The 15,977-nt window shown below is 66.1% G+C and carries 14 protein-coding genes; 10 read left to right on the top strand and 4 right to left on the bottom strand.

Annotated features, from left to right (window positions below):
* Positions 1 to 58 precede the first annotated feature (58 nt).
* Positions 59 to 1,837 (top strand): acyl-CoA dehydrogenase C-terminal domain-containing protein, encoded by a 1,779-nt coding sequence (locus ACODS1_RS16725; protein WP_489086550.1) that lies wholly within the window; start codon positions 59 to 61, stop codon positions 1,835 to 1,837.
* 52 nt (positions 1,838 to 1,889) lie between these two features.
* On the opposite strand, the gene ACODS1_RS16720 is transcribed toward ACODS1_RS16725, so the two are convergent.
* A complete protein-coding gene (locus ACODS1_RS16720) occupies positions 1,890 to 2,483 on the bottom strand; it encodes a HutD/Ves family protein (RefSeq protein WP_489086549.1) in 594 nt (197 codons plus the stop codon).
* Positions 2,484 to 2,708: 225 nt separating this feature from the next.
* Here ACODS1_RS16720 and hutI point away from each other — a divergent pair, with 225 nt between their 5' ends.
* From hutI to hutC, 6 genes are all read left to right on the top strand, one after another.
* Positions 2,709 to 3,947, top strand: coding sequence for an imidazolonepropionase (gene hutI / locus ACODS1_RS16715; protein WP_489086548.1), 1,239 nt, complete (start codon positions 2,709 to 2,711; stop codon positions 3,945 to 3,947).
* Positions 3,937 to 4,872 (top strand): formimidoylglutamase, encoded by a 936-nt coding sequence (gene hutG / locus ACODS1_RS16710; protein WP_489086547.1) that lies wholly within the window; start codon positions 3,937 to 3,939, stop codon positions 4,870 to 4,872. Before hutI ends, hutG begins: the two co-directional genes overlap by 11 nt.
* 80 nt (positions 4,873 to 4,952) lie before the next feature.
* Positions 4,953 to 6,278, top strand: a complete 1,326-nt coding sequence (locus ACODS1_RS16705) for a YjiH family protein (RefSeq protein ID WP_489086546.1) — start codon at positions 4,953 to 4,955, stop codon at positions 6,276 to 6,278.
* Positions 6,279 to 6,316: 38 nt separating this feature from the next.
* Complete coding sequence (gene hutU / locus ACODS1_RS16700; RefSeq protein ID WP_489086545.1) at positions 6,317 to 7,978, top strand: urocanate hydratase; 1,662 nt, start codon at positions 6,317 to 6,319, stop codon at positions 7,976 to 7,978.
* Between the two features lie 13 nt (positions 7,979 to 7,991).
* Positions 7,992 to 9,527, top strand: a complete 1,536-nt coding sequence (gene hutH / locus ACODS1_RS16695) for a histidine ammonia-lyase (protein ID WP_489086544.1) — start codon at positions 7,992 to 7,994, stop codon at positions 9,525 to 9,527.
* A gap of 330 nt (positions 9,528 to 9,857) precedes the next feature.
* Entirely contained in the window at positions 9,858 to 10,565 is a 708-nt protein-coding gene (gene hutC / locus ACODS1_RS16690; protein ID WP_489086543.1) for a histidine utilization transcriptional repressor HutC, read from the top strand.
* A gap of 279 nt (positions 10,566 to 10,844) precedes the next feature.
* Here hutC and ACODS1_RS16685 read toward each other — a convergent pair whose 3' ends face one another.
* The 3 genes from ACODS1_RS16685 to ACODS1_RS16675 all read right to left on the bottom strand — a co-directional run bounded on the left by ACODS1_RS16685 (position 10,845) and on the right by ACODS1_RS16675 (position 13,273).
* Positions 10,845 to 11,723, bottom strand: a complete 879-nt coding sequence (locus ACODS1_RS16685; protein ID WP_489086542.1) for an alpha/beta hydrolase family protein — start codon at positions 11,721 to 11,723, stop codon at positions 10,845 to 10,847.
* The gene (locus ACODS1_RS16680) at positions 11,720 to 12,301 is read right to left on the bottom strand and encodes a TetR/AcrR family transcriptional regulator (RefSeq protein ID WP_489086541.1); all 582 of its coding nucleotides are present in this window, start codon (positions 12,299 to 12,301) and stop codon (positions 11,720 to 11,722) included. The genes ACODS1_RS16685 and ACODS1_RS16680 overlap by 4 nt, the downstream gene beginning before the upstream one ends.
* An 84-nt stretch (positions 12,302 to 12,385) precedes the next feature.
* Entirely contained in the window at positions 12,386 to 13,273 is an 888-nt protein-coding gene (locus ACODS1_RS16675) for a LysR family transcriptional regulator (protein ID WP_322978761.1), read from the bottom strand.
* A gap of 102 nt (positions 13,274 to 13,375) precedes the next feature.
* Here ACODS1_RS16675 and ACODS1_RS16670 point away from each other — a divergent pair, with 102 nt between their 5' ends.
* From ACODS1_RS16670 to ACODS1_RS16660, 3 genes are read left to right on the top strand one after another with little or no spacing between them, the layout of a single operon-like run.
* Complete coding sequence (locus ACODS1_RS16670) at positions 13,376 to 14,095, top strand: MOSC domain-containing protein (protein WP_489086540.1); 720 nt, start codon at positions 13,376 to 13,378, stop codon at positions 14,093 to 14,095.
* The gene (locus ACODS1_RS16665; RefSeq protein ID WP_489086539.1) at positions 14,088 to 15,230 is read left to right on the top strand and encodes an aspartate aminotransferase family protein; all 1,143 of its coding nucleotides are present in this window, start codon (positions 14,088 to 14,090) and stop codon (positions 15,228 to 15,230) included. The genes ACODS1_RS16670 and ACODS1_RS16665 overlap by 8 nt, the downstream gene beginning before the upstream one ends.
* Positions 15,230 to 15,934, top strand: coding sequence for a type 1 glutamine amidotransferase family protein (locus ACODS1_RS16660; protein WP_489086538.1), 705 nt, complete (start codon positions 15,230 to 15,232; stop codon positions 15,932 to 15,934). Before ACODS1_RS16665 ends, ACODS1_RS16660 begins: the two co-directional genes overlap by 1 nt.
* Positions 15,935 to 15,977: the final 43 nt, after the last annotated feature.

Below are 15,977 nucleotides of genomic sequence, written 5' to 3'. Positions count from 1 at the left end.
AAAGTTGTTGGATTAAACTCGACCTCCTATCGTCAGTCCGTTTTCCCGAGGATGTGTCATGGCCGATTACAAAGCCCCCCTGCGCGACATGCGCTTCGTGCTCAATGAAGTATTCGAAGTCTCCAAGCTGTGGGCCGAGTTGCCGGCCCTGGCCGAAGTGGTGGATGAAGACACCGCCAACGCCATTCTCGAAGAAGCCGGCAAGGTTACGGCCGGTAGCATCGCCCCGCTGAACCGCAGCGGTGACGAAGAAGGTTGCTCCTGGGAAGGCGGCGTGGTGAAAACCCCGGCCGGCTTCCCCGAGGCCTACCGCACCTACGCCGAAGGTGGCTGGGTCGGTGTCGGTGGCGCGCCGGAGTTCGGCGGCATGGGCATGCCCAAGGTGATTGGCGCCCAGGTCGAGGAGATGGTCAACTCGGCCAGCCTGTCCTTCGGCCTGTACCCGATGCTGACCTCCGGCGCCTGCCTGTCGATCCTCAATCACGCCAGCGAAGAGCTGAAGCAGCAGTATCTGCCGAACATGTACGCCGGCGTCTGGGCTGGCTCCATGTGCCTGACCGAGCCGCATGCTGGTACCGACCTGGGCATCATCCGCACCAAGGCCGAACCGCAGGCCGATGGCAGCTACAAGATTTCCGGCACCAAGATTTTCATCACCGGCGGTGAGCACGACCTGACCGAGAACATCATCCACCTGGTGCTGGCCAAGCTGCCGGACGCACCGGCGGGGCCGAAAGGCATCTCGCTGTTCCTGGTGCCGAAGGTCATGGTCAATGCCGACGGCTCGCTGGGTGAGAAGAACGCCCTGGGTTGCGGCTCCATCGAGCACAAGATGGGCATCAAGGCCTCGGCCACCTGCGTGATGAACTTCGACGGCGCCACCGGCTACCTGATCGGCGAAGTGAACAAGGGCCTGGCAGCGATGTTCACCATGATGAACTACGAGCGCCTGGGCGTTGGCATTCAGGGCCTGTCCCTCGGTGAGCGCAGCTACCAGAGCGCCATCGAATACGCCCGCGAGCGTATCCAGAGCCGCGCGCCGACCGGCCCGGTGGCCAAGGACAAAGCCGCTGACCCGATCATCGTGCATCCGGACGTGCGCCGCATGCTGCTGACCATGAAGGCGCTGAACGAGGGCGGTCGTGCCTTCTCCAGCTACGTCGCCATGCAGCTCGATACCGCCAAATACAGCGAGGACAAGGCCACCGCCCAGCGCGCCGACGAACTGGTCGCCCTGCTGACCCCGGTGGCCAAGGCCTTCCTCACCGACATGGCGCTGGAAACCACCGTGCATGGCCAGCAGATCTTCGGCGGCCACGGTTTCATCCGCGAGTGGGGTCAGGAGCAGCTTGTCCGGGATTGTCGCATTACCCAGATCTACGAAGGCACCAACGGTATTCAGTCGCTGGATCTGGTCGGGCGCAAGATCGTTGGCAGCGGCGGCAGCTACTACAAGCACTTCGCCGACGAGATCAAAGCCTTCGTCGCCTCGGCCGATGCCTCGCTGGCCGAGTTCACCCAGCCGCTGGCGGCTGCCGTGGAGAACCTCGACGCCCTGACGGCCTGGGTGCTGGATAACGCCAAGCGTAATCCCAACGAAATCGGCGCCGCTTCGGTCGAGTATCTGCAGGCCTTCGGCTACACCGCCTATGCCTACATGTGGGCGCTCATGGCGCGTGCCGCGCTGGGCAAGGAAGCGCAGGAAGAGTTCTACGCCAGCAAGCTGGGCACTGCGCGTTTCTACTTCGCTCGCCTGCTGCCGCGTATTCACTCGCTGAGCGCATCGGTCAAGGCCGGTAGCGAGTCGCTCTACCTGCTGGACGCTGCGCAGTTCTGATCACGCTGCCGCGCACAAATGAGCCCCGGCCCGCGCGCCGGGGCTTTTTATTTCAGCGTGCGAACGGGTTCAGCCAGGCCACGTAGAGCAGGGCGGGGTGTTGTGCGTGCAGGTGCAATTGGCCGGGTTCGTTCTCGATCAGCAGGCCATTGCCCGCCGCTAAATGGTGCATCGCGCCGCCAGCATTCACGTCGACTGCGCTCTGATCCGCATTCCACAGCAGCATCACCGCCGCATCGTTCTCCAGCCTTCGGCTTCCCTGCCATTTCAGCAACTGCACCTGATGCGTCCAGAGGCCTCGTCGGGTCATCAGATTCAGGTCGGTGATCGGGCCGCCCAGCAATTGCGCGTCGATGGCCTCTTCGCCTGCAAAAGCCGCTATGGCACCACCGCTGTACAACGTTTCGCTCCGGCCATCCTCTCGTTGCAGGCACAAGCCGTTGCCGGCGAGCACTGCCAGGCTGCGGTCAATACCTGGGAAGCTGGAAAAGGCACCGTCCACCGCCACCTTAGCGCTGCTGATGCGCCAGGCGAAATCTTCCAGGCCCGCGTTCGCTGGCGAGATGGCCAGCTGCAGCGTCGTACCGCCGCCGTTCTTCCAGGGCATGGCAAGGGCCAGTGTGGGATCGAGCAGGCTAAAAGGCATAGGCTCTCCAAATGTATATACATAATGGGTGATGCGGCGAACGGTTTAGATCACGGCGCGGCTATCCGTAGCTTTTGATAGAGGCTTCAGTGGGCTGATAGGCTTTATGCATAGACAGCTGGTGTTTCGATAAGGGTCTTTATCATTGGATCTGACGGGTGTTCACGGCTTGACGCCGATTCGATCCGCTCATATTGTATATACAAATTGAGCCGGGAGAATCCCATGCCGATGCAATCCACCTCAAAACAGCTATGGCGCGATGTGCAGGTCTTCGATGGCCTGGCGCAGTTGGACGAGGCGATGAACGTGCTGGTCGAAGACGGTTGCATTGCCGGCCTGTGGCCGTCGCGCACCTTCGATGAGACCCTGGCGCAAGGCGCAGTCGAAGCCGGGCGTGGCGGCGTGATGACTCCGGGACTGGTCGATTGCCACACCCACCTGGTGTACGCCGGTGATCGTGCCGGTGAATTCGAGCAGCGCCTGGAAGGCGTCAGCTACGAAACCATCGCCCGCAACGGCGGTGGCATTCTCAGCAGTGTGCGCGCCACCCGTGCGGCCAGCGAAGACGAGCTGATCGCCGCCAGCCTGCCGCGTCTCGATGCGCTGCTGGCCGATGGCGTGACCACGCTGGAGATCAAGTCCGGCTATGGCCTGACCGTCGCCGACGAACTGAAGATGCTGCGCGTGGCTCGTCGCCTCGGCGAACTGCGCCCGGTGCGGGTGCTCACCACGCTGCTCGGTGCCCATGCCCTGCCGCCGGAATATGCTGGCCGCGCCGATGATTACGTAAGCCTGGTCTGCGAGGAGATGATCCCGGCTGCTGCTCGTGAAGGGCTGGCCGATGCGGTGGACGTGTTCTGCGAAGGCATCGGCTTTTCCCCAGCGCAGTGCGAACGCATCTATCAGGCAGCCCAGGCCCATGGCCTGGCGATCAAGGCGCATGCCGAGCAACTGTCCAACCTGGGCGGCAGTGCCCTGGCCGCACGCTATGGCGCGCTGTCCGCCGACCATATCGAATACTTGGATGAAGCCGGTGTGCGCGCCATGGCCGAGGCGGGCACGGTGGCCGTGCTGCTGCCCGGCGCCTTCCACGTGCTGCGCGAAACCCAGTTGCCGCCCATCGAGCTGCTGCGTCAGTACAAAGTGCCGATGGCCGTGGCCAGCGACGCCAACCCCGGCACCTCGCCGATCTGCATGCCAACGCTGATGGCCAATCTGGCCTGCACCCTGTTCCGCCTGACCCCGCGCGAAGCCCTGGCCGGCATGACCGCCCATGGCGCCCGCGCGCTCGGTCTGCCCGAGCTCGGTCGTATCGCCGTCGGCGCGCCGGCGGATCTGTGCCTGTGGGATATCCAGCAACCGGCCGAACTGGCCTACGCGGTGCAGGCCGGGCGCCTGCGTCAGCGCGTGTTCAATGGAGCCATCAGCTACGAAAAAGAGGCCATTACCTATGCTCGCTGATCGTCACTCGATGGCCGCCTGGAGCGGTCGTACCGACCCGGAAACCGACAGCGCGCGCTGGCACCAGCGCATTCGCTCGCTTACAGAAGACTGCCAGCCGGGCCTGGCGCTGCTGGGTTTTGCCTGCGACGAAGGTGTGCGCCGCAACCATGGCCGTGTCGGCGCCGCCGCTGCGCCGCAAAGCGTGCGCAAGGCCCTGGCCAACCTGGCCTGGCATCGTCAGGCTCCGGCCTATGACGCCGGTGACGTAACCTGCGAGGACGGCGACCTGGAAGCTGCGCAGGCGCGCCTCGGCCAAAACGTCTGCGCACTGCTGGACGCCGGCCATCTGCCGCTGGTGATTGGCGGCGGTCACGAAGTGGCGTTCGGCAGTTGGTCGGGCCTGGCCGAGCACCTGAGCGGCCAAGCTGCTCCACGTATTGGCATCGTCAATTTCGATGCCCATTTCGACCTGCGCGACCCGGCCCATGTGCATTCCTCCGGCACGCCCTTCGCGCAGATCGCCGAGCAGTGCGCCGCACGCGGCTGGCCGTTCCGCTACGCCTGCCTCGGCGTCAGCCGCGCCAGCAACACCCGCGCGCTGTTTGCCCGCGCCACCGAGCTGAACGTGCTGGTGCGCGAGGATCATGAGATTCGCGAGTCGACCCTCGATGCCATCGGCGCCGAGCTGGACGCCTTCACCGCCGAGTGCGACGCGCTCTACCTGACCATCGACATCGACGTGCTGCCGGCCTGCGAAGCGCCGGGCGTCAGCGCGCCGGCCGCCCGCGGCGTGCGCCTGGAACTGCTGGAGCCGCTGCTCGAACGGCTCAAGGCCAGCGGCAAGCTGCGCCTGGCCGACCTGGCCGAGCTCAACCCCGAATACGACATCGACAACCGCACCGCCAAGGTGGCGGCGCGGCTGATTCATCTGCTCAGCCTCTGAGCCCGACGCTTTCCCGCACAACAACAACTACGAGGAAACTCCGATGCCTAGCACCGCCCGCCGCGACCAGGAGCCGCGCCATGTCTGAGTCCCTGTCCCTGAGCGCCGGCGTATCGCGCCCACGCGCCCTGGCGCGCCTGCTGGGCTACAGCCTGATCGGCCTGCTGCTGTTCTTCGTGCCGTTCGAGATCGCCGGGCGTTCGACCATCCTCCTCGACCACGCGGCCAGCGCCCTGCAACTGCATGCGCGGCCACTGGTGATCGGCGTGGCGCTGCTGTTCATGCTCTACGGCGCGCTGGCGCCCTGGCTCGACGGCAGTTGGCGGCGCAGCCTGACCCACAGCGTATTCAGCGTGCTCAAGGTGTTCGGGCTGCTGATCGGCGTCGCCTACCTGCTGCAGCTCGGCCCAGAGGCGCTGTACCAGCCGGGCATGCTGCCATTTTTGTTCGACAAGCTGGTACTCAGCCTGGCGCTGATCGTACCGCTGGGTTCGCTGGCCCTGGTGTTCCTGATCGGCTTCGGCCTGCTGGAGCTGATCGGCGTGATGATGCAGCCGGTGATGCGACCGATCTGGCGCACGCCGGGCAAGTCGGCCATCGATGCCGTGGCGTCCTTCGTCGGCAGCTATTCGGTGGGCCTGCTGATCACCGACCGCATGTACCAACAGGGGCACTACAACGTGCGTGAGGCAGCGATCATCGCTACCGGCTTCTCCACCGTGTCGGCACCGTTCATGGTGATCATCGCCAAGACCCTGGGCCTGATGGGGCAGTGGAACCTGTATTTCTGGGGCGCCATGGCGGTGACCTTCGCCGTCACCGCGATCAGCGCGCGCATCTATCCGCTGTCACGGCTGCCGTCCGAGTCCACGCCCGAGGCGCAACTGCAAACCGGCGAAAGCCGCCTGGGCAGTGCCTGGCGCGCCGGGATGGAGCAGGCCAGCAATGCGCCGTCGCTGTGGTCGGCACTGCGTGAAACCTTCGTCGATGGCCTGCGTATGACCGCAGCGATTCTGCCGAGCATTCTCGCCGTCGGCCTGCTCGGCTTACTCGCTGCCAAGTACACGCCGCTGTTCGACGCACTCGGCGTGTTGCTCTACCCGCTGACATGGCTGTTCGGTCTGGACGAGCCCATGCAGGTAGCCCGCGCCATCTCCGCCGGCCTGGCCGAGATGTTCCTGCCGGCGATGCTGCTCAAGGACGCCGACGTGCTGGTGAAGTTCGTCACCGCCATCGTCTCGGTCAGCAGCGTGCTGTTTCTCTCCGCCTCGATTCCCTGCGTGCTGGCCACGCGAATTCCGCTGAGTCTGGGCCACCTGCTGCTGATCTGGCTGCAGCGCACCCTGCTCAGCCTGCTGCTGGCCATCCCCCTGGCCTACCTCGCCCAATTTCTGGGTTGGCTCTGACCGCCCACCACTGACCCGTTCCCACAGGAGCCCGCAACATGACCAAGTTCCGCGACACCGAAATCCGCGCTCCGCGCGGCACCACGCTCACCGCCAAGAGCTGGCTGACCGAAGCGCCGCTGCGCATGCTGATGAACAACCTCGACCCGGACGTGGCCGAGAACCCCAAGGAGCTGGTGGTCTATGGCGGCATCGGCCGCGCCGCGCGTAACTGGGAGTGCTACGACAAGATCGTCGAGAGCCTGACCAACCTGAATGACGACGAAACCCTGCTGGTGCAGTCCGGCAAGCCCGTCGGCGTGTTCAAGACCCATAGCAACGCCCCGCGTGTGCTGATCGCCAACTCCAACCTGGTACCGCACTGGGCGAGCTGGGAACACTTCAACGAGCTCGACGCCAAGGGCCTGGCCATGTACGGCCAGATGACCGCTGGCAGCTGGATCTACATCGGCAGCCAGGGCATCGTCCAGGGCACCTACGAGACCTTCGTTGAGGCCGGTCGCCAGCACTATGCCGGTAACCTCAAGGGCCGCTGGGTGCTCACCGCCGGTCTCGGCGGCATGGGCGGTGCCCAGCCGCTGGCTGCCACCCTGGCTGGCGCTTGCTCGCTGAACATCGAATGCCAGCAGAGCAGCATCGACTTCCGCCTGCGCAGCCGTTACGTCGACGAGCAGGCCACCGATCTGGACGACGCCCTGGCGCGCATCGCCAAGTACTGCGCAGAAGGTAAGGCCATCTCCGTCGCCCTGCTGGGCAACGCTGCCGAAATCCTGCCGGAACTGGTACGCCGTGGCGTGCGCCCGGATATGGTCACCGACCAGACCAGCGCCCACGACCCGCTCAACGGCTACCTGCCGATCGGCTGGAGCTGGGCCGAATACAAGGATCGTGCAGCCACCGATCCGGCTGGCGTGGTCAAGGCCGCCAAGCAGTCCATGGCCGTGCATGTGCAGGCCATGCTCGACTTCCAGAAGATGGGCGTGCCGACCTTCGACTACGGCAACAATATCCGCCAGATGGCCAAGGAAGAGGGCGTAAGCAACGCCTTCGATTTCCCCGGCTTCGTCCCGGCCTACATCCGCCCGCTGTTCTGCCGTGGCATCGGCCCGTTCCGCTGGGCGGCGCTGTCCGGCAATCCCGAGGACATCTACAAGACCGACGCCAAGGTCAAGGAACTGATCCCGGACGACGCCCACCTGCACCGCTGGCTGGACATGGCCCGCGAGCGTATCGCCTTCCAGGGCCTGCCGGCGCGTATCTGCTGGGTCGGCCTGGGTCTGCGTGCCAAGCTCGGCCTGGCGTTCAACGAGATGGTGCGTTCGGGCGAGCTGAGTGCGCCCATCGTCATCGGCCGCGACCACCTGGACAGCGGCTCGGTGTCGAGCCCCAACCGCGAGACCGAAGCGATGCAGGACGGCTCCGATGCCGTATCCGACTGGCCGCTGCTCAATGCTCTGCTCAACACCGCCAGCGGCGCCACCTGGGTATCGCTGCACCACGGTGGCGGTGTGGGCATGGGCTTCTCCCAGCATTCGGGTATGGTCATCGTCTGCGATGGCACCGACGAAGCCGCCGCGCGCATTGCCCGCGTGCTGACCAACGACCCGGGCACCGGGGTGATGCGTCACGCCGACGCCGGTTACCAGATCGCCATCGATTGTGCCCGCGAGCAGGGTTTGAACCTGCCGATGATCGGCTGAGGAAAGAGATTCCATGAATACGCTTAACCTGAAACCCGGCCACCTGACCCTGGCCGATCTGCGCGCCGCCTACCAGGCGCCCGTGCACCTGACCCTGGACGCCAGCGCCCACGAGGCCATCGATGCCAGTGTCGCCTGCGTCAACCAGATCATCGCCGAGGGCCGCACCGCCTACGGCATCAACACCGGTTTCGGCCTGCTGGCCTCGACCCGCATCGCCAACGACGATCTGGAAAAACTGCAGCGCTCGCTGGTGCTGTCTCATGCCGCCGGCATCGGCGAGCCGCTGGATGACGCTATGGTGCGCCTGATCATGCTGCTCAAGATCAACAGCCTGGCGCGCGGCTTCTCCGGCATCCGCCGGCAGGTGATCGACGCGCTGATCGCCCTGGTCAACGCCGAGGTCTACCCGCATATTCCGCTGAAAGGCTCGGTCGGCGCGTCCGGTGACCTGGCGCCGCTGGCGCATATGTCCCTCGTGCTGCTCGGCGAAAGCCAGGCACGCCACAAGGGCCAGTGGCTGCCGGCCAGCGAAGCGCTGGCCATCGCCGGCCTGCAGCCGATGACCCTGGCTGCCAAGGAAGGCCTGGCCCTGCTCAACGGCACTCAGGTGTCCACCGCCTACGCCCTGCGCGGGCTGTTCGAGGGTGAAGACCTGTACGCCGCTGCCAGCGTCTGCGGTGCGCTGAGCGTCGAGGCGCTGCTGGGTTCGCGCTCGCCGTTCGATGCACGTATCCATGCTGCCCGTGGCCAGCGTGGGCAGATCGACGCGGCGGCGGCCTTCCGCCATCTGCTCGGCGCCAGCAGCGAGATCGGCAGCTCCCACGCCGCCTGCGACAAGGTGCAGGACCCGTACTCGCTGCGCTGCCAGCCGCAGGTCATGGGCGCCTGCCTGACCCAGCTGCGCCAGGCCGCTGAGGTGCTGGCCGTGGAGGCCAACGCGGTATCGGACAACCCGCTGGTGTTCGCCGCCGAAGGCGAAGTGATTTCCGGGGGCAACTTCCACGCAGAACCCGTGGCCATGGCCGCCGACAATATCGCCCTGGCCATCGCTGAAATCGGTTCGCTGTCCGAGCGGCGTATCTCGCTGATGATGGACAAGCACATGTCGCAACTGCCGCCATTCCTGGTGGCCAATGGTGGCGTCAACTCCGGCTTCATGATTGCCCAGGTGACGGCAGCCGCGCTGGCCAGCGACAACAAGGCACTGGCCCACCCGCACAGCGTCGACAGCCTGCCCACCTCGGCCAACCAGGAAGACCACGTGTCGATGGCGCCGAACGCCGGCAAACGCCTGTGGGACATGGCCGAGAACACCCGTGGCATCCTCGCCGTGGAATGGCTGGGTGCCTGCCAGGGTCTGGACTTCCGCGAAGGCCTGAAGAGCACGCCGGCGTTGGAACAGGCCCGCCAGGCGCTGCGCGCCAAGGTGCCGTACTACGTCGAAGATCGCTTCTTCGCCCCGGACATCGCCGCCGCTGACGCGCTGCTGGCCGAGCGCGTGCTGACGCCGTTGTTGCCGGCCGGCATGTTGCCGTCGGTGGGGTGAGTCGCGCAGAAATGTAGGGCGTGCTCGGCTTTGGCATCCTGCGTCGCCCTACCTCCTGCATCCATGCAGAATGTAGGGCGTACTCGCGCAGCAGTACGCCGTTTGAGTGCTAGGCGCAGGTTGTGGTGCCGACCTCGGCATGGCCCGGCGGGCTGTTCGCTTCGCTCCTGAGCCCGTCCTACGCGCTTTGTAGGAGCCGCGCCTCGTGGCGAATGGTGGGCATGCCGCACATTGTGTCGAGTGGCCACCAGCGCTTCGTCCCGGGGCGGGGCTCCTACGGAGTGAATCGCGCGCTATCATCCGCGCACCCGGTCTTGCCAAGGAGCTTTCGTGACCACCACCCCGCGCTACAAAGCCATCGAGGCCTTCCTGCTGGAGCGCATCCAGGGCGGCGCGTTTCCGGTCAATCACCAGATCCCGCCGGAAGAACAGCTGGCGCGCGACTTCGGCGTCAGCCGCATGACCGCCAACAAGGCGATCCAGAATCTGGTGCAACAGGGCTACCTGATGCGCCAGGCTGGCCTCGGTACCTTCGTCACCGACCGCAAGGCCGAATCGCCGCTGCATGAGGTGATGAACATTGCCAGCGAAGTGCGCGGGCGCGGCCATGCCTACGCCAACCGCGTGCTGCGCTGCGAAGCCATTGCCGCTGATGACGAGGTCGCCTTGCGCCTCGGCGTGCGCCTGGGTACCGAGGTGTTCCACAGCGTGCTGGTGCACCTGCAGGACGGCCTGCCTATCCAGTTGGAGGATCGTTTCGTCAACCCGCGCTGGGTGCCCGATTACCTGCAAACCGACTTCAGCCAGCGCACGCCCAACGAGGTGCTGGTTGCCAGCAGCCCGATGTCGGACGTGGAGCATGTGGTCGAGGCCGTGCTGGTGGACGCGCAGACCGCCGAGCATCTGCAGATCGATCCGGCCATGCCCTGCCTGAGCGTGATCCGCCGTACCTGGTCTGGCGATCACCTGATCAGCTACGCACGGCTGATCCACCCTGGCGAGCGCTACAAGCTGCGGTCGTTGCACAAGCGCAGATAGGGCGGCAGGCATCGAGTGAGCCGTTTCACACGGCAACAGTGACCGGATCGTGGTTTGTCGTTTTGTAAGCCATGGCTTACAAGCTGTCGCGATGATCGCCGCTTTCGGGCAATGCGGTACGGGCGTACTCTGCCGTCCATGGATTCAGTGCAGGAAGCGCATCGACGAAAAGGGACACACTGGACAGCCACCAGGACGGTGAGCAGATCAAGGATGTCAGGACAACAGTCTGCGAACCCCGCTAACGCGGGGTTTTCTTTTTTCTGCGCCCGATAATCATCAGGCCGCAGCCCGTCCAGCCATGCGCTGTTCGAACCAATCCAGCGTCTCGTCCCACAGGCCCCGCGCCGCCGGGCGGAAATAACCCATGTGACCGATAGCGCCCAGGCCTTCTGCCTGCGAATCCAGCGTGCGCGCCTGGTACGGCGCGTTGACGTAGGCGGCCATGAAGGCATCGCGCGAGGCAGGCGGTGCCCACAGGTCATCCAGTGCGTTGAGCGCCACGATGGGCGTACGCACCTGCGCGAAACGCTCGGCCAGCCCCGGCATCTGCGGGTCGTCGAAGAAGTAGCGGGGGAAGCGGCACCAGCGCTTCCACTGGCGGTAGACGCCCAGTGGCAGATCCTCGCCCATGCCCAGCTTGCTCCAGGCCAGGTAGCCCTTGTAGCGCGTCATCAGCGGGCCGATCACGCGCCACATGGCCAGTACACGCAGTTGTTCGCTCTTCGGCATCCAGCCATGCCAGCCGGCGCCGGTGCCAAAGGTATAGAAACCGGCGACCTGATCATGGTTGGGCAGCAGGCCGAACGCATGGCCGCCGAACGAATGACCGACCATGAACAACGGCCGCTCGGCATGCCGGTGCTGATCCACTGCGGCAGCCAGGTCGAGGTGAGCCCAGTCCAGATACTCCATCTCGAAGCCGCGCAGGCTGGCCGGCCTGGACTGGCCGATACCGCGATAGTCCAGGGTCAGGGCGTTGAAACCACGGCTGGCCGCATGCTCGGCGAAGCGTCGGTAGAAACCCTGCGGCACGCCGGTGGCGCCGGCAATCAGCAATTGCGCTCGAGGCTGTTCGGCGTAATAGCGCGTGGCGGCCAAGGTGTAGTCGTCGAGGGCGAGCAGGGGCAGGGTTTCACTGCGGATCGGCGCATTCATGCTGGCATGGACTCCGTGCGGTGCTGGCGGATGAGGTGGAGCAGGGTGGTCACGGCTTCCTTCAGCGGCTCGCTGCTACCCGCGACGCGTGCCTGCAACAGGCCGCCTTCGTAGAGCGCGACGAACAGCGCGGCCAGGCCCTGCGGCTGTGGATAACCATGCCGCTGCAATTGCTGCTGCAGCGCCTGGCGAATGGCGATGAAGGCATTGGCCAGGGCGGCGCGAATGGCGTGATCGTCCGGGCCGCTTTCCAGGGCGACGGTGGCCAGCGGGCAACCCCGCTCGAACGCGCTGGCCTGCAATTGGCCAAGGGCCTGCTGCAGCCAGGTGGTAAGGGCATCGAGCGGATCGGCCTGGCGCTCGAAGAGCGTGGCGAACGCCTGCTCGGCACGCTGGCCGACACGCTCGATGGCGGCGATGGCCAGCTCGTTCTTGCCGCCGGGAAAGTGGTGATAAAGGCTGCCCTTCGGCACACCGGCGCTGGTCAGCAGTTCGCTCAGGCCGACACCATGCAGGCCCTTGCGCTGCAGGGCGTCGATCATGGCGTCGATCAGGATGTCACGTGTGGTCTTGGTCATGGCCTGGAGTATGTAGACCGATCGGTCTAGCGGCCAGTGTCATTCAGGCCGTGGATCACGCCATATCGGCAATGCGAACCCGGCTCAGGGCGTGTCCCAGGCGCCGTCGAGCGCCGTGCGCAGCAGATCGATCATCGCCTGCTGGCGCTGCGCGTCGCGGTAGACCAGGCCAACCTGCAACGGGATGCGCGGCTCGCTCAGGGGCTTCCAGAGCAGCCCTCGGTGAGCATGCATCTGCCGGGCGCGGCCGGGCAGCACGCTGGCCAGGGTGGTGTGCGGCAGGCTGTCGAGGATGCCGTTCATGTGGTTCAGCTCGGCCTGCACCTGCGGCCTGCGACCGAGCAGGGCGAGCTGCTCCTGCCAGATCTGGCGGATGCGGAACTCCTCGCCGAGCAACAGCATCGGCAGCTCCGCGGCCTGGCTCAGCGACACCTTGCGGAACTCTCGCAGAGGATGATTCTCCGGTACCACCAACTGCAACTCGTCCTCGTACAGCGCCAGGCTGTGCAAACCGGGCTGGCGCGGCGGCAGGAAGCCGATGCCGATATCCAGGCCGCCGCTGAGCAGGCGTCGCTCGATGTCCACGGCCGACAGTTCGTAGAGTTTGACTACCAACTGCGGCTGCGCCTGCTGCAGGCGTTCCAGCAACAGCGGCACCAGGCTGGCGTTGACCGTCTGCAGCACGCCGATGGACAGGCTGCGCGGCCCCGGCCCACGGAAACTGCGCAGCGCCTCGCGCGCGCGCTCCATGCCGTCGAGCAGCGGCAGGGCGTGGTTGTACAGCGTGTGCGCGGCCAGGGTGGGCAGCAGGCGCCGGCCACTGCGCTGGAACAGGCCAACATCCAGCTCGCCCTCCAGCTGGCGGATCTGCTGCGACAGCGCCGGTTGGGAAATGCTCAGGCGCTCGGCAGCGCGGCCGACATGGCCTTCCTCGTAGAGCGCGACGAAGTAGCGAAGCTGACGAAAATCCATAAGTTCTGGTTATGAATCAAGCAGGGAAATCGAAATGTAAAAATGACCTGATGCTCCCTAGTCTAGCGCCATGATCAACAGCCGATAAGGCCGGAGCGGTCGGTGAAGCAGGTCGAGGTGCAGGGCATATTCATAGGCAAAGCCGAAGAGATCGGCGGTGGCCTCAGTGTGGCGCGTCACAAGCAGCGGGTCGATCACCGCCTGTGGCTGTGGCCGCAGGGGCTCGGCCAGGACGAGCAGGGCGATGCCCGCTTTCATGGCGGCCCCGAACGCGCCCTGCATCACTACCCGGCCGAGCACTATGGTCACTGGCAAGCGCGCTATCCGCAGCTGGACTGGGCCCGGCCGAGCTTCGGCGAGAACCTTTCCAGCCTGGGGCTGACCGAGGTGCAGGTGTGCATCGGTGATGTGTTTCGCTGGGGCGACGTGCTGTTGCAGGTCAGTCAGCCGCGTTCGCCGTGCTATCGCCTGAATCGTGACGGCCTGCATCCCGAGCTGGCGCAGGTGGTGCAGGACAGCGGCCGCTGTGGCTGGTTCTACCGGGTGCTCAAGCCGGGTTTCGTCAGCGTCGATATGCCGTTCGAACTGGTGCAGCGCAGCTACCCGAGCCTGAGCGTGGCGCGGGCGCTACAGCACTTCTATCACACGCCGCTGGAGCGGGCCGGCCTGCAGCAACTGCAACTGTGCCCGGCGCTGTCGGCTCGCTGGCGTGAGATCGCCGCGCAGCGTCTGCGAAGCGGGCGCGTGGAGGATTGGTCGGCGCGCCTGCTCGGCGTGCCGCTGGAGGGTGTGGTGGGCCAAGCGGGGCGTCGTTATGCGTGAGGCTATGGGACGCCTGCACCTGATGGGCGAGCGTGCGGCGTCGTTGTTCGTACGTGGGCAGGGCTCCTGGCTGTGGGACGCCGAGGGCCGCGCCTATCTCGATTTCGACCAGGGCCAGGGTGGCAACAGCCTGGGCCACAGCCCGACCTTGCTGCTCGATGCCCTGCGCCGCCAGTCCGAGCTGCTGATCAGCCCGGGGCAGGAGCAGTGCACACGGGGGCAGCTCAAGCTGGCTGCGCGCCTGTGCCAGGCCACCGGCAGCGAGCGCGCCGCATTCTGCAGCGATGCCGCGCAGGCCAATGCGCTGGCGGTTCGCCTGGCCCTGTTGGCGGCGGCGGAGCAGAAGCCAGCGGCGGACACCCTGGTGCTGCTCGACGGCAGCCACCTTGCCCTGCCGCTGCACCTCGGGGCGACGCGAGTCATCCGCGTGCCATTCAACGATCTCGAGGCGCTGGCCGCCGTGGTCGACCTGCGTTGCGCCGCCGTGTTGATCGAACCGGTGCAACTGAGCGCCGGCGTGGTGCCGGCGACACTGGAATACCTGCAAGGCGCGCAGCGGCTCTGCCGCGAGCAGGGCGCCGTATTGATCCTCGACGAGACGGGCAGCGGCATGGGACGTTGTGGCGCGCTGCTAGCCGAGGAACTGTACGGCGTGCGCGCCGACCTATTGACCCTCGGCTGCGCGCTTGGCGGCGGCCTGCCCCTGGCCGCCGTGCTGGCGCGTGGGCGCATCGCCGATGAGGCGGGGGACTGGCTGCCGGCCTGCCCGGCCGAAGCGCTGCTGACCGTGGCCGGTGTCGCTGTGCTCGGCGCCGTACTCGACGGCAGCTTCTTCGGCCAGATTCGCGAGGTGGCCGAGCACCTGCGTGAGGGGCTGGCACAGCTGTCACGGCGGCACGGGCATGGCTCGCTGCGCGGTCATGGTTTGCTGCTGGGTCTGCCCCTGAGCGGGCCTTCAGCACTTGCCGTCCAGCGTGCCGCCCGCGAACAGGGCCTGCTGCTCGGCATTGCCCGTCGCGACTGCCTGCGCCTGTCGCCAGCGCTGACGGTCAGCCATGGCAACGTCGAGGAAATGCTGCGCCGCCTGGGCCGAGCATTGCAGCGAGCCGAGCGGCAGTGCGAGGAGGTGGCCTGATGCGTATCGCCCTGATCGAGCACAGTGCCGGCGTTGGCCCGGCGGCGCTGGAGCACTGGCTTGGCGACCATATGGTCAGCCGGCATTCACTACACGCTGGTGCGCCCTTGCCGAGCCTGGAGGATTTCGACCTGCTGTTGTTACTCGACGGCTCGCTGAGCGTGCATGACGAGCGCCAGCACGCCTGGATGGCCGCCGAAAAACGCCTGATCCACCAGGCCCTGATGGCGCGCAAACGGGTGTTCGGCAGCGGGCTGGGCGCCTTGCTCCTGGCCGAGGCCCTCGGTGCGCGTATCGCGGCTGATCCGCAGGCGGCGCGAATCGGGTGGTGGCAACTGGAGAAGGATCCGCAATCACGCCAGTCGCCCGTTGGGCGCATGCTGCCGCAACGTCTGCTGGCGCTGCACTGGCAGCGTGAGCACTGCAGCCTGCCGCATGGTGCCATCGGCTTGTACGGCTCGGCGGCAGCGGCCTTGCAGGGTTTCGTCTGGCAGGAGCGGGCCATCGGTTTGCTGTGCCAGCTGGAGGCGGACGCGCCGAGCCTGGATGAACGCTTGCAGCATGCCGCTGCCGACTTGCGCCTACCCGGCCAGGTACAGGACAGCGCCAGCATTCGCGACGGCGCACCGCATGCCGCCTCGGCCAACGCCACCTTGTTCCGCCTGCTCGATTACCTCTCGGGTGCTCACGCCCATATGACCTGAACACCCTTTTGCGAGTCTGTCGCAGCGCCCCGTTCTACCGTCG

It is taken from the genome of Pseudomonas sp. FG29 (genome assembly GCF_057809355.1).
Note: the sequence above shows the minus strand (reverse complement) of the source record. Positions and strands in the feature narration are given on the sequence as shown.